Source organism: Streptomyces sp. NPDC005574 (assembly GCF_040605435.1).
In the GTDB taxonomy this organism is placed as follows: Bacteria; Actinomycetota; Actinomycetes; order Streptomycetales; family Streptomycetaceae; genus Streptomyces.
In genome coordinates this window covers 13443-27142 of record NZ_JBEXCW010000044.1, presented here as the reverse complement: position 1 = coordinate 27142, position 13700 = coordinate 13443, and the positions used below count along the sequence as shown (strand labels likewise).

Below are 13700 nucleotides of genomic sequence, written 5' to 3'. Positions count from 1 at the left end.
ATGAGCTTGCTCAACCGGTGCATTCGGGGTGCCGCCCGCCATCGAGCATGTGACTGACGAGGGTGAGTGGATCGTGATGCGGGCCCAGGCCGGGCGGGAGGCTGCGGTCTGTCCGGGGAACAGGTGAGAGAACAGAAGTCAGCCGCGCCGCGCCCCGTTCGCACGCGACTGCGTCGGGGAGAGCCCAGGCGCAGATTCACGCGGGCCGGCCGGTTCTGGCCCGATGCCTGCTCCGCCGCTGTGATCCACCGGGGTGTCAGCTCCAAGTCCTCGCGGTCGCCGCGAAGAGATCCGGATCACTGTGCACGGGAATGACACACACCAGGTGTCCACCCGGTGCCCGCAGTACGTGGCATTGGAGCCAACGGGAGACCTCGGTGGCGCCGAGTCGTACAAGGCGGTCGACTTCGGCATCGACGTCGTCGGTTTCGATGTCGATGTGTATGCGCGGCGCATCGTCCACTGACTGAACCACGGTCGCCAGACCGTCCACCGCACCGACCAGCGACGTGAACTGGGGCTCTGCCGAGTCGGCACGGGCCGGCACCCCCAGAGCGGCCGCCCAGAACTGGGCTGTTGCCGAAGCTTCCTGCTCGGGGGCGTCCACTATGAGCGCGTACATGCGCGATCGGTGCATGGACGCCACTGTAGTGATCGCATAGCAGGTCCGAGGCGCCTTTATGGACCAGGCTTGCCCATGCTCCTTGGCCGGGAGGGAGGAGAGGGAGGACGAGACGGGCGGCCCGGGCGCCCGGCGATCGGGGAGCGCTCAGCCGTGTGGCGCCCCCATCACGCGCGCTGAAGCCTGTGGGCGACGCATGCCCACGGTCCTTGCCGGGGCGGCGCTGACCGGATGGTGCCAACGGCTTTCCGACGGAGAAGTCAGGCGCGTGCGGTCAGGCGGGTGCGGGTGCGGCCACCCTGCCCGCCCGCCGGTGGTCGGGGGCGCGTACGCACCCGACCACCGGCCCGAGCACAGCAGGTCAGCGCGAGCTACGGCGGAAAGATCTGAACCCATGTCGGGAATCAGGCCGCGACCAGCTCCTTCTCCCGGTCCGGCGTCTTGACCTGGGGCTTCTTGTTCGGCAGCGAGAGCCGGAAGACCTTGTGCCACGCGGAGAACACCTGCTTGGGCAGCGGCCCGGTGACGTACTCCAGCTCGTACTTCTCGAACAGCGCGCGCACCTTCACCGCGACCTCGGCGTACCGGTTGCTCGGCAGGTCCGGGAACAGGTGGTGCTCGATCTGGTGCGACAGGTTGCCGGTCATGAAGTGCATGGCCTTGCTGCCGCTGATGTTCGCGGAGCCCATCATCTGGCGCAGGTACCACTGGCCGCGCGTCTCGCCCCTGATCGACCGGCGCTCGAAGACCTGCACGCCCTCGGGGAAGTGCCCGCACATGATCACCGAGTGGGACCAGATGTTGCGGACCAGGTTCGCGGTGAACGTGGCGGCGAGCGTGGGGAGGACCGACGGGCCCGACAGCAGCGGGTGGATCACGTAGTCCTTGAGCACCTGCTTACGGATCTTGCGGCCCACGGCCCTGGCCCGCGCGCGGAACTCCGGGTCCTTGCGGCGGCGCTTCTGCAGGTTCTTGCCGAGCTCCAGGTCGTACGCCGCGATGCCGTACTCGAAGAAGCAGGCGTTGATGAAGTTCCACAGCGGTTGGCCGAGGTGGATCGGGTGCCACTTCTGGTCCTCGTCGACGCGCATGATGCCGTAGCCGAGGTCGTTGTCCTTGCCGATCACGTTGGTGTACGTGTGGTGCAGCTCGTTGTGCGAGTGCTTCCACTGTTCGGCCGGCGAGACGTGATCCCAGTCCCAGGTGGTGGAGTGGATCTTCGGGTCCCGCATCCAGTCCCACTGACCGTGCAGGACGTTGTGACCGATCTCCATGTTGTCCATGATCTTCGCCACGGACAGACCGGCGGTGCCGATCAGCCACGCGGGCGGGAAGATCGAGAACAGCAGCACGCCCCTGCTGACCAGCTCGAGCTTGCGCTGCGCCGAGATGACCTTGCGGATGTAGGCGGCGTCTTCCTCGCCGCGGCCGGCGATCACCTCGTCACGGATCGCGTCCAGCTCGCGGCCGAGCTCCTCGATCTGCTCCGCGGTCAGGTGGGCGGTGGGGTCGATGGCGGTCAAGGTACTCCTACCGTTCGATGTCGCAGGGGCCCGCCGCGGCGGACACGCAGGTCTGGATGAGGACGCCCGGCTCGGCCTCGGTGATCTCGCCGGTGCGCAGGTCGCGGACGGCGCCCGCCTTGAGCGGCGTGACGCAGCCGAAGCAGATGCCCATGCGGCACCCGGACGGCATGAGCACGCCGGCCTCCTCGCCGACGTCCAGCAACGGCGTGGCGCCGCTCGCGTCGACGGTCCTGCCAGTGGTGCTGAACGTGACCTCGCCACCGTCGCCGGCGACGACGATACTGGGGCGGAAGCGTTCGGTGTGCAGGCGCTCTCGGACGCCGTGCTCGGTCCAGTGCTCTTCGGCGGCGTCGAGCAGGCCCGCGGGCCCGCAGGCCCAGGTCTCGCGCTCGGCCCAGTCGGGCACGAGTTCGTCGATCCGGGCGATGTCGAGCATGCCGTCCGTGTCGGTGTGCAGCTCGGTGAGACGCAGCTTCTTGTCCGCGACCAGGTCGTGCAGATCGTCGCGGAAGATCACGTCGTGCGGCTGTGGCGCGGAGTGGATCATGACGGCGTCGTCGAACTCGGTGTCGCGCAGCATGCCCATCACCGGCGTGATGCCGCTGCCGGCTGTCAGGTAGAGCACCTTGGCGGGCTTGGCCTCCGGCAGCACGAAGTCACCGGTCGCCTGGTCGAGCTGGATCAGCGTGCCGGGTTTCGCCCTGCGGACCAGGTGGTTGCTGACCTTGCCGTCCGGGATCGCCTTCACGGTGATCGTGACGCGGCCGTCCTGGCGGTTCGTCGGCGAGGTGACCGAGTAGGCACGCCACAGGCGCACCCCGTCGACGTCGACCCCGATCCGCACGTACTGACCGGCCGTGTGGCCCCGCCAGCCCCGTCCAGGCCTGATCACGATGGTCGCGGCGTCACCCGTCTCGGGGTGCACGGCCTCGATGCGCCCACGCAGGTCCGCGCCCGCGCGCAGCGGGCTGACCAGGTCCAGGTAGTCCGACGGCAGCAGCGGCGTCGTGACCATCTCCAGCAGTTTCCACGCCCTACTGCGGAGGGCTGTACTCGTCATGACTCCAGCTTGATGTGCCTCAAGGCGTAAAGTCCTGTCCGCAGGACGTAAATCTGGTCGGCTGAATTGTTCGCAGGGAACAAAAAATGAGCCATGCAATCCGGAGGGCCACCGAGCTGGCCCTGAATGAGGCGACGGTCACCGCACTGCGGGCCGCGCTGAAGACCACCGCCGACGAGGTCGTCCAGGCGATCATCGACGAGGTCCCTCCCTACGCCAACGCCCTTTCGGGCCACATGGGCGGCACCATCCGCCGAGCCGTCCGCACCGCCCTGGGGCACTACCTCGACCTCGCGAGCGGGAACGCCACGGGCGGCGACGCAGGTGACGCAGCATACGAGCTGGGCCGCGGCGAGGTGCGCGACGGCCGTTCGATGGACGCCCTGCTCAGCGCCTACCGCGTCGGCGCCCGCGTGGCCTGGCGATGCCTGGCCTCGGGTGCCGTACCCGCAGGTCTGCCCGCCGCCGAGGTCGCCAAGTTCGCCGAACTGACCTTCGCCTACATCGACGAGCTCTCCGCCGCGAGCGCCGCGGGCCACGCCGACGAACTGGCCGCCCAGGGCCGGGCTCACGAGCGCCACCTGGAACAACTGGTCCGCGACCTCCTCGCCGGCGCGAGCCCGGACGTGCTGCTGGCCTCCGCTCAACGGGCCGGGTGGCAGCCTCCGGTCTCGCTCACCGCGGTCCTGCTGCCCGCCGCCCAGGCCCGGCCCGCCTACCGCGCGCTCGACCCGAGCACCCTCGTCCTCGACGATCTGCCGGACGCCTTCGGCGTGCTGCTCGTCCCCGACGCCGACCGACCGCATCTCTTGAGGCAGCTGACCGACCGCACCGCCGTGGTCGGCCCGGCCCGGCCATGGACTCGTGCGTCCGCCTCGTACGCGCGAGCCGTCCGCGCGCGCTCCCTCTCCTCTGATATTCGCGACACCGAGGACCACCTGCCCGAGCTGGTGCTGAGCGCCGACGTGGACGCGTTCGCGGACCTGCGTGCCCGGGCTCTGGCCCCGTTGCGGACCTTGCCTGTCGCGACCGCTCGGCGCCTGGAGGAGACGTTGCGGGCGTGGCTGCTGCACCATGGCCGGCGGAACGAGGTGGCGGCGGCGTTGTTCGTCCACCCCCAGACCGTCCGGTACCGGATGTCGCAGCTGCGGGAGCTGTTTCCGGATCTCGGGTCGCCGCACCGGATCCTTGAACTGACGCTGGCGGTCGGTCCTCGGGTCATCTGACGCGTTCTTCGACCGTCCACGACCGCGTCCGCGAGCAGGGCGACCGCAGGTTCCGGGATCGCGTGGATCGTCCGCTTCCAGGGGGAGTTGACGAGCGGCTTTCAGGCGGGCTACTGCGGCAGGAAGCGCCTCCTTGGGTGGCCGGAACCTGCCCATGAGGCGCGGTCCTGGCTCGCCCGAAGATCCGCCATCGCTGGGAACTGACAACCGGCTGGCTGTTCATCACCGTCGGGATCGGCGTCGCCGTGGCAGCCTGACCCCGCTCCCGGGTGGGGCCACAGCCGGCCGCCCGATGCCGCGATACTGGCCTGCGGCACGCGGCGAGCGACTCAGCATCGCCCCTCATCAGCGGCTTCGCGATCTCCGACAGCCCGTCCGGAACGATCCAACTCCACGTTTTCGCCCCGTACCGAGGTCAACGATGCCTCAGCGCGTAGGAGACAGCCGAAGAGTTCCGAACAGCGGTGGAGTCTCCACGCCTCTGACTGTTCTTTGGCGTCCCGGCCGCGCGACGAGGAGTGAACCCGTCCCATGACATCGTTCACGCAGTCCAGGCCGCCGATGCGTGGGGCTCCTTGATGGCCGGCCACTGGGGTCGTCGGGCCGGACAGTTGGGTTACTCACCGGACAGGGCGGCGGCCCCCGTCGACGGCCACCCCAGCCACCAGATGAACAGGCCGCTCAGCAGGACGAGCAGGAAGATCGCCGCGTTGGTGCGACGGTAGGCGACGAGGAGTGCCACGAACTCGCGGATCATGGCGCTCGGCCAGAAGTACGACGCCGTGGGGGCGCCCACCACGTGGCCTCGGACGCCGGTGCGGCGGGCGGTCACCGCGGCGCGGAAGACGTGGTAGTTGTTCGTGACGATCACACAGCGGTAGTCCGGATTCGCCTTCTCCATCAGGGCCTTGCTGAACGTCAGGTTCTCCTCCGTGGTCGTCGAGCGGTCCTCACGCTCGATCAGATCGGGGGGGAAGCCCTGGGCGACCAGGTAGTCGGCCATGGCGTGGGACTCCGGAAGCTTCTCGTCGGGCCCCTGTCCGCCGGAGGTGAGCAGCACGGGTCGCCGTCCCCTCCGCGAGAGCCGTGCGTGCTCCTTGCGGGCACGGTCGAGACGGCCGGCCAGCAGCGGAGGCACAGTGGTGCCGCCGATGAGGCCCGAGCCGAGGACCACCACGTAGTCCGCCCGGCGCCGGATGCGCAGGCGCCCGTACAGCGCGCCGTAGAAGAGGAAACACAGGAACAGGAAGGCGACGTATCCGGAGAGCGCGACGGCGGTTGCCGCCACCACCAGGAGTGCGTGCGTGTGCAGCACCAGCGCTGTGATCAACAGGGCCAGCAGGGCGACCAGTGCGACACCCGCTCCCAGGGACAGCAGGTTTCCCGGGCTTCTGCCCTCCCTGCGCACCATGGTGATCCCGTTGGCGATGAGGAACCACGCCAGCGTGACGACCCCCAGAGCCGCCAGGGTCAGCAGCGCGACAGCGAGGTCGTGGCCCAACTGGGCCTTCTCGGAGGCCAGGTGCAGAAAGAGCGCGATCACGGCGAAGACGACGGAGAGCCCGAGGAGGACCGCGTTGCCGACCCGGCGGCGGTCCCGTACCACCCCTACGCAGAACAAGAAGAAGCAGACGAACGACGGTACAAAGGCCAGCATGCGCTCATGCTACGAGGCGTGCCCCGGGGCCGGGCACCCGGTCCCGGTGGCCGTCAGCGTCCGCCGGTGAGCTCGGACCCCGGGGCCCTCTCGGCGTCCGGCAGTGCGCTCTCAGAACACCCTGATCGGGATCTCCGCCGGTTCGCTCAGCAGCCCCTTGATCTCGTCGTCCAGGCGGACCAGGGTGATCGAGGCGCCGGCCATGTCGAGAGACGTGCAGTACTCGCCCACATAGCTACGCCAAACGTCGATGCCCCGTCCGGCGAGTTGCTTGTGGGCCAGGCCGTAGACCAGGTACAGCTCGCCGATGGGGGTGCCGCCGAGGCCGTTGGCCATCAGGGCCACCGAGTCGCCGGAGGCGAAGGGCAGGTCCTCCACCACCGCGTCGACCAGCTCCCGCACCATCGCGTTCGCCGGCTGGAGCTTCTCCCGCTCGCGGCCCGGCTCGCCATGGATGCCCACGCCCATCTCGACCGCGTCGTCGGGGAGTTCGAAGAGCGGCGAGCCCTTCGCCGGCGGGGTGCACGCGGTGAGGGCCATGCCCATCGTGCGGGTCAGGGAGTTGACCTTCTCGCCGATCCGGTGGATCTCGTCGAGGTCCGTGCCCCGCTCGGCGGCCGCGCCGACCGCCTTCATGACGAAGAAGTTGCCGGCCACCCCGCGCCGGCCGACGGTGTACGTCGAGTCCTGCACGGCCACGTCGTCGTCGATGAACAGGGTCCGGACGGTCACACCGTCGGCCTGCGACAGCTCCTCGGCCATCTCGAAGGCCATCCGGTCCCCGGTGTAGTTGTTGACCAGCAGCAGGACGCCCTTGGGGGAGGCGACCCGTTTGACCGTCTCGTAGACGAAGTCCGCGGGCGGCGCCGCGAACACGTCGCCCGGACAGGCGGCGTCGAGCATGCCCCGGCCGACCGTCATCACGTGCGCGGGCTCGTGCCCGGAACCGGAGCCCTGCACGATGGAGACCTTGTGCTCCTGCGGGGCGTCCGCGCGCATGATCAGGTTGTACTCGGGTACGTACCTGAGGGTGTCAGGATTGGCCAGCGCCAGTCCCTCCAGCATCTCGGCGACATAGTCCTTCGGGTCGTTGACGAACTTCTTCATGCCGTGCTCCTCGTGATCTCGTCGCCCGGGTGCCGGGGGCGGTTCATGCGACGGTGCGCCCGGGGTCAGTCGCGTGCCTCCCACTCGGCCGCGACCCGCTCCGCCATCACCGCGACCGCCACCGCGCCGGGGTCCGGCGAGCCGATGCTGCGCTCGCCCGTGTAGCTCTGCCGTCCGCGTCGTGCCTGCATCGGCGTCGTCGCGTCGGCCGCGGTTCGAGCCGTCGTAGCAGCCAGCGCGGCGAGTTCCGCGGCCGAGGCGGGCGGTTCGCCGTCGGCCGTCCGCTGCTCCAGCGCGTCGGTCATCGGGATGAGCGCGTCCAGCAGGGTCTTGTCCCCGAGATCGGAGCGGCCGCGGGCCTTGATCCCCTCGGCGGCGGCCCGGAGCATGGCGACCGCGTCCGCCGCGTTCAGCTCGTCACGGTCCTTCACGGCCACGGCGGCCCGCAGAAAGGCGGTGCCCCACAGCGGCCCCGACGTGCCGCCGACCCGCTTGGAGATCACCATGGCGACCTTCTTCAGGAACTCGGACGGAGTCTCCGGGGCGAGGGTGTCCCAGTCGGCGAGCACGATCTCGAAGCCGCGGGCGAGCGAGAAGCCGAAATCTCCGTCTCCTGCGACGGCGTCGAGGTCACCGAAGGCCTTCTCGTTCTCGACCGCCGTCCGGGCGATCGTCCGCACGACGAACGCGAGGTCGCCGGCGGATGTCGTTGACGTTGTCATGACTCTCCTGACTGACCTGGTCAACTCGGGGCGGGCGGCGCCGAACCAGGGGGATCGGACGTCGGGGCACCCGTGTGCTCCGCGACCGCGGCGTCTCCGGCCGTGAGCAGCGCCGCCAGGTCCGTGAGCTCCACCCACGGGCCCGGGTGCACCCCGAGGGGATCGTTCAGCACCCGGGTCACGGTCGCCTCCGGCGGCGGGTCACCGAGCGAGGTGACCACCAGGGAGGCGCCCGTGAAGTCCTCCTCGCCGGTATAGGCGCTGGTCGTGACGGCGCAGGCGAGACCGGCGCCGAGCGCGGCGAGCATGCCGTTGCGGCTGTCCTCGATCGCCACGACGGCCGCCGGGTCGAGGCCGAGCCGGCGCACGGAGAACGCGTAGATGTCCGGGGCGGGCTTCTTGCGCGGAACCACATCACCGGCGAACACCGCGAAGCGCGAGGCCAGTTCGGTGCCCATGGCGAGTTCCAGGACGCTGCGGACGGACGCCTCGGCCGAGGTGGAGGCGACCGCGAGGGTCCAGCCGGCCGCGTGCGCCGCCTCGGCGATCCGTCGCACCCCAGGGCGGGGCGGAATGGCGCCGCTGTGGATGATCCCCGTGTAGATCTCGGTCTTGCGCCGGTGCCAGCGGGCGACTTCCTCGTCCAGCGCGTCCTGGTCCGTGGGCAGGCCCGCCGCGGCGACGAAGTCGGGTGTCAGCAGCGTCTTCATCCGCTCCTTGCCCCCGCCGACCTTCACCTTCTCCGCGTAGTCCGTGTCGCTCCACCGCACCGGCAGCCCGAACTCCTCGAACGTGACGTTGAACGCGGGCAGATGTCCGTAGCGCTCGGTGTCGGCGAGGACGCCGTCGCAGTCGTAGACCAGCGCGGACACGGTGTCATCCCGCCCGGCCGGCGCTGCCGAACAGGGTCATCAGCGAACCGGTCATGTCGATGACGTCCTGGCGCACGGACCTGAACAGCGAGGGCGGGTCCCATTTCTGCCGCTCGGCCGCCGTCCCCAGGAAGTCCAGGCTCGACTTCATGAACTTCTCCTTGAGGGCGGTGGAGATGTTGACCTTCGCGCAGCCCCGCGAGATCAGGTCGTGGAACTGCTCGTCGGACAGCCCGCTCCCGCCGTGCAGCGCGATCGGCACCGGGTGCGCCGCAACGATGTCGGAGACCCGCTGGGCATCGAGCACCGGCGCCTGCTTGTACGACCCGTGGGCGTTGCCGATCGCCGGTGCGAAGACGTCGACCCCGGTGGTCCGCAGGAACTCCAGGGCGACCTCCAGCGTCTGCTGCTCCGCCGCGGTGTCGCTGCCGACGCCGTCCTCCACGCCGGTGATCGATTCGATCTCACCCTCGACGGCCGCCCCGTACGAACGGGCCTCCGCGACCACCTCGACCGTCTGCCGCATGTTCTCCTCGACGGGCAGTTTCGAGGCGTCGAAGAGCACCGAGTTCCAGCCCCGTCGCAGACATTCCGTGATCACGTCCCGCTCCGGACAGTGGTCGAGGTGGAGGGCGACCGGCACCTCGATCCCGGCGGTCATGGAGGTCCACATCGCATACAGAACGTCGCTGCCGATCGACTTCACCGTCTTGACGGAGGTCTGCACGATCAGGGGCGACCGCTTCTCCACCGCCGTGGCCAGCACGGCCTCCATCGTCAGGTCGTTGAACACGTTGATGGCCGGTACGGCGTAGCGCTCGGCGAACGGCTCGGAAAGGATCTCGGTCAGCGGTGCAACACCCACGGCGCCTCCACGTTTGCGGCCCCACTCCGTCCATTCCACGCCCGCCGACGGCGCGCCGCCACTTTTGTCAGGGAAGCGACCTCACTCCCGCTCGGGATAGCCACCACGACCGAGGATCACGCGACACGTTTCGCCCTCGCCCGACGCACGCACGGCAGAAACGGTCTCGTACCGTCTCTCCCGTGCGTGCCGCCTGGGTCGGTCCGCTCAGGGCGTGTTCAGGCCTTGAGCACGACCTTCTGGCAGTTGTCCGCCTGGTTCTTGAAGATGTCGTAGCCGTGCGGCGCCTCGCTCAGCGGCATGGTGTGCGTGATGACCCGGGTCGGGTATCTCCCCGCGCTCGATGCGTTCGAGCAGCGGCTTCATGTATCGCTGAGCAAGCACTCGGATCCGGGCGATCCAGACGAGCCTCGCGGGGTCACGCGGCCGATCCGGCCGCGTGACCCCGGGACGGGTACGGCAATCCCCGGTTCCGGCGGACGCGGTGGCGGCAACCGGGACGTTTGCCGTACGCCCTCCCGGAGGCCCGCCGGCGTGAGGACAGCCCTGCAGGAGTGGGAGGTGCGACGATCATGCCCGATCCCCGGCAGCCCGAGCTGCGGCGCACTGACAGGGGAGCGGCGACGCCGGAGGACAGCCAGTCCCTGACGGCAGCGCAGCCCGCCGAGGGAGGCGGCCGCGCCAAGGGCAACGACCGCGGCGACAAAGGCGGCGACAAAGGCGGCGGCGAGGGCGGCGGCACGCCGCCGGACCAGCAGCCGGACCACCCCGCCTGAGCGTTCGGCTCCGGCGGCCCCGTTCGAGGCCGTCTCCCCGCGGGCCGGGCACTCGTCGTCCACACCCCGCCGGGGCCCTGAGGCTTCTGGCGGAGCTCTGAGTCGGCGTGGCCTTCATGCCCGCGGCGGACGCTCACCTTCGCGCGCTCCACGGTCGGTGGTCGTGGAGCGGCTCGCGGTGGTCGACGGCGGGGCGGACCGCGACGGCGCTGTGCGGTGTGGCGACGCGGGCCGTCGCGGCGTGGTCGGGCCGCAGGGGCTTACGGGACAGCCCTCAGGGCGCCCACGGCCCGAGCAGGTTCTTCATCGCGTCCGTCAACGCCAGTTGCAGCAGTGGGCCGTAGGTGATCCGGCCGACGCCGAGGCGGCGGAAGCGCTCAAGGTCGTGCTTGGCGGGGTGAGCTGTGGAGTTCACCGGAATGCTGACGGCGCCGGTCACCGCCGTCAGCAGGTCGTCGTCGTCCTGGATGCCCACCGGGTAGACACTGTCGGCGCCGGCCTGCTGCAGAGCACGCAGTCGCTCGATCGCCTCGTCGAGGACGGCGGAGGCGTCCTCAGCGTGGATGAAGAGGTCGGTGCGCCCGTTGACCCAGACAGGGATACCCGAGTCGTCAGCCGCTTCGCGGAGGCCGGCGATGTAGCTTGCGTGCTCCTGCGTGGTGCGCACGCGTCCGCCGTCCGAGTGGACGGTGTCCTCGACGTTGAGACCGACGCCGCCGACCTCGATGAGCCCGGCGATGAGGTCGGCGGGCTTTTGTCCGTACCCGGCCTCCAGGTCCACGGACACGGGGACGTCGACCGCCGCGATGATGGGCTTGACGGCGGCGAGAACCTCCTCGAAGGTCTGCCCCTCGTGGTCGTCCGCTCCACGGGAGTCGGCGAGCGGATGACTGCCGACCGTCAGCGCGGGGAACCCGGCGCCGGCTGCTGTCCGCGCGGACCAGACGTCCCAGACGGTCGGCAGTACGAGCGGCTTGTACTCGGCGTGCAGCTGCTTGAGGCGTTGAGCGCGCTCAACGGTGGTGCGAATGTCCATGTCGAGGACGTTACCCCGGTCCGCCACGAACAAGGTGTCCACAGCGCGCCGTTGGGTGACGGAAAGGTTCAGTCCGGTTTGCTGCCGGGCCGGACATGCTCACGGACGGCTGCCCTGAGCGAACGAGGGGCGCGTATCCGCGGTCGTCGCTTCGCTGCCCGTCATCTCCGGCGCGCCTTCATACACCGCCGAGGGGATTGGAGGAGCTTGCCTGGTGCAGGTCGGCGGGCCGCCCGCGCTCGTGCCGTCGTCGATGCGCCGGCGTGAGTGGGGACGTCGTGCTTCTGATCGACTCGGAGCTCGACTCGCCGACCTGTGGAACGGTCGGCGTCGGGGGCTCTTGTGGACGCGATCGCCGTACCCGCCCGGCTCAGCGCGCCGCGCGGCCGACTCACCCCTGCCGGCCGGTGCGTGCGGGGGCTGTGCTGGAGCGCAGCGAGACCGGGGGAGCCAACAGGATGTGCCGTGGCGGGGTGTCCGGCGCGGTGATGCGTTCCACCAACAGGGAAACGGCCTTCTCGCCCATTTCCAGGGCGGGTACGTCCGCTGCCGTGAGCGGCGGGCGGAAGTCCTCGGCCCAGGTCCTGGCCGCGACTGCGGTGATGGAGAAGTCGTACGGCACTTGGAGGCCGGTGTCCGCCAGCGCGCGCTGGATGCCGGGCAGGGCGGCCTCGTTGATGGTGGTGACCGCGGTGAGGTCCGGATGGCCACGCAGCAGCACCTCGACGCATTCCTGACCTGAGCGGGCGTCGTCCCCGCACGGCGCTTCGATGCCGTCGAGGCCGCGTTCCGCCACGGCGGCCTCGAAGCCCTCTCTTGCCCTGCACGCCGGACCGTAGCCGGCCGCGACGAGTTCCCGGGAACGGGTGATCAGAGCCACCCGGTGGTGCCCCAGATCGGCGAGGTGCCGCACGCAGTGCTGGACCAAGCCCGCGTAATCGACGTCGATCCAGGACATCTGCTGGTCGCCGGCTGTGTGCCCGATGCCGACGAAGGGCAGCCCGGCATCCTGCAGGCGCCCCACACGAGGATCCTCCAGGCGGATCTCCATCAGGATGACACCGTCCACGCGGCTCTCCGAGATCAACCGTTCGAAGGAGCGGTCGTGATCCCCGCCGGAAGGGGACAGCAGCACATCCAGGTCGACCCGGGCGGCGGCGTCGACCACGCTGGCCACGAAGTCCAGTTGCATGTGTGTGAGCCTGTCGCCGGCCGGCGGGATGACGAGACCGATCGTTCGGGTGCGGCCCTCCTTGAGGGCCCTCGCGGTCGCGTTGGGGCGATATCCCAATTCGTTGATCACGTCCTGGATACGTCTGCGGGTGCTGCTCGCGACGGGTCGTTTGCCGCTGAGCGCGTAAGACACCGTGCTGCGTGACACGCCGGCGCGCCTGGCGATCTCCCCGATGTTCATGCAGCCCCCCGAGAACTTACCCGCGGGTAGAGAGGGTACCTCGCGCGAATCGCCTCGCCATCGGGCGCGCGTGTCGGAGTGGGGGGGTAGGGCCTTCCGCGTCGACCGCTGGGAGCCGGCGATCTGCCGGAAGGCGCTTCACGTGGCGGCGGGCGCGAGGGTGCCCAGCTTGCGGCGGTGGAACGCGCTGACGGCGTCGCGACCGTCCCCTCGGCAACTCGCCGGCCGTCCCCTCGGGGACTCGTCACGGACGGGTGGTCGAGCGCCCGGGTTCCGGCGGTGCATGCGGCTGGCCCGCGCGCTGGCGGTCCGAGCCGACGAAAGACGCCCGGGTGCCATGAGTCGCACGGAAGGGCGTCGGGCGGTCGGGAGCCGTCACGCGTTCGGCGTATGACCATGACCGGCGGGCGTGGAGCGAATCGATTCCACGCAAGCGCTTCGACACGTTGAATTCGAGAGTGGTGGAGCGGAGGTCATGGCGTGCGGCGTGGCGGAGGCGGCGCCGACGGCTCCGCCGCTTCGGCCACTGCCTTCCGACCGGCCTGCGCCCCCGGTGGGTTCGGCGGCAGCGGCCCTGCTCACCGGCACCACAGGCAGGCACGGGCTGGGCCGGGCCCCGGCGCCGGACACACCTGTGCGGCCCACCGGGCCCCGCACGGCAGGAGGTCACGCTGCCACCCGCATGCCTCCGCCCGGAACCGTTCGAGCGTGCCGATCGGTCCCGAACCGCAGAAATCAGCCGTCGAATCGATTCCGCGACAAGGTTTACGGCAGGAGCCTCCGCCCCCCTTGACAGCCCACGTAGCCGGGAGCACCG

12 protein-coding genes are annotated in these 13700 nt (G+C 70.0%); 2 read left to right on the top strand and 10 right to left on the bottom strand.

All coding sequences use genetic code 11. The features are described from left to right. Positions 1 to 256: 256 nt before the first annotated feature. From ABZT03_RS25515 to ABZT03_RS25505, 3 genes are all read right to left on the bottom strand, one after another. Positions 257 to 637 (bottom strand): VOC family protein, encoded by a 381-nt coding sequence (locus ABZT03_RS25515; protein WP_356042983.1) that lies wholly within the window; start codon positions 635 to 637, stop codon positions 257 to 259. Between the two features lie 389 nt (positions 638 to 1026). Next, positions 1027 to 2145, bottom strand: a complete 1119-nt coding sequence (locus tag ABZT03_RS25510; protein ID WP_356042981.1) for an acyl-CoA desaturase — start codon at positions 2143 to 2145, stop codon at positions 1027 to 1029. Between the two features lie 7 nt (positions 2146 to 2152). After that, positions 2153 to 3208: a ferredoxin reductase gene (locus tag ABZT03_RS25505; protein ID WP_356042978.1), complete on the bottom strand. Its 1056-nt coding sequence runs from the start codon at positions 3206 to 3208 to the stop codon at positions 2153 to 2155. Between the two features lie 86 nt (positions 3209 to 3294). On the opposite strand from ABZT03_RS25505, the gene ABZT03_RS25500 reads away from it, so the two are divergent. Beyond that, positions 3295 to 4434 (top strand): helix-turn-helix domain-containing protein, encoded by a 1140-nt coding sequence (locus ABZT03_RS25500; RefSeq protein ID WP_356042976.1) that lies wholly within the window; start codon positions 3295 to 3297, stop codon positions 4432 to 4434. A 616-nt stretch (positions 4435 to 5050) separates the two neighbouring features. Here the strand turns inward: ABZT03_RS25500 and ABZT03_RS25495 are convergent. The 5 genes from ABZT03_RS25495 to ABZT03_RS25475 form a co-directional block, all read right to left on the bottom strand. Beyond that, the gene (locus tag ABZT03_RS25495) at positions 5051 to 6091 is read right to left on the bottom strand and encodes a YdcF family protein (RefSeq protein ID WP_356042973.1); all 1041 of its coding nucleotides are present in this window, start codon (positions 6089 to 6091) and stop codon (positions 5051 to 5053) included. 111 nt (positions 6092 to 6202) lie between these two features. Continuing rightward, positions 6203 to 7198, bottom strand: coding sequence for a dihydroxyacetone kinase subunit DhaK (dhaK, locus tag ABZT03_RS25490; protein ID WP_356042970.1), 996 nt, complete (start codon positions 7196 to 7198; stop codon positions 6203 to 6205). A 65-nt stretch (positions 7199 to 7263) separates the two neighbouring features. Continuing rightward, on the bottom strand, positions 7264 to 7920 hold the full coding sequence (dhaL, locus tag ABZT03_RS25485) for a dihydroxyacetone kinase subunit DhaL (RefSeq protein ID WP_356042969.1): 657 nt from the start codon (positions 7918 to 7920) through the stop codon (positions 7264 to 7266). A 20-nt stretch (positions 7921 to 7940) separates the two neighbouring features. Continuing rightward, positions 7941 to 8792, bottom strand: a complete 852-nt coding sequence (locus tag ABZT03_RS25480; RefSeq protein ID WP_356042966.1) for an HAD-IA family hydrolase — start codon at positions 8790 to 8792, stop codon at positions 7941 to 7943. Positions 8793 to 8796: 4 nt separating this feature from the next. Further along, the gene (locus tag ABZT03_RS25475; protein WP_356042963.1) at positions 8797 to 9657 is read right to left on the bottom strand and encodes a class II fructose-bisphosphate aldolase; all 861 of its coding nucleotides are present in this window, start codon (positions 9655 to 9657) and stop codon (positions 8797 to 8799) included. Between the two features lie 572 nt (positions 9658 to 10229). On the opposite strand from ABZT03_RS25475, the gene ABZT03_RS25470 reads away from it, so the two are divergent. Further along, positions 10230 to 10433 (top strand): hypothetical protein, encoded by a 204-nt coding sequence (locus tag ABZT03_RS25470; protein WP_356042961.1) that lies wholly within the window; start codon positions 10230 to 10232, stop codon positions 10431 to 10433. A 274-nt stretch (positions 10434 to 10707) separates the two neighbouring features. Here the strand turns inward: ABZT03_RS25470 and ABZT03_RS25465 are convergent, their stop codons facing one another. After that, positions 10708 to 11469, bottom strand: a complete 762-nt coding sequence (locus ABZT03_RS25465) for an isocitrate lyase/phosphoenolpyruvate mutase family protein (protein WP_356042959.1) — start codon at positions 11467 to 11469, stop codon at positions 10708 to 10710. A gap of 391 nt (positions 11470 to 11860) precedes the next feature. Next, the gene (locus tag ABZT03_RS25460) at positions 11861 to 12883 is read right to left on the bottom strand and encodes a LacI family DNA-binding transcriptional regulator (protein ID WP_356042956.1); all 1023 of its coding nucleotides are present in this window, start codon (positions 12881 to 12883) and stop codon (positions 11861 to 11863) included. Positions 12884 to 13700: the final 817 nt, after the last annotated feature.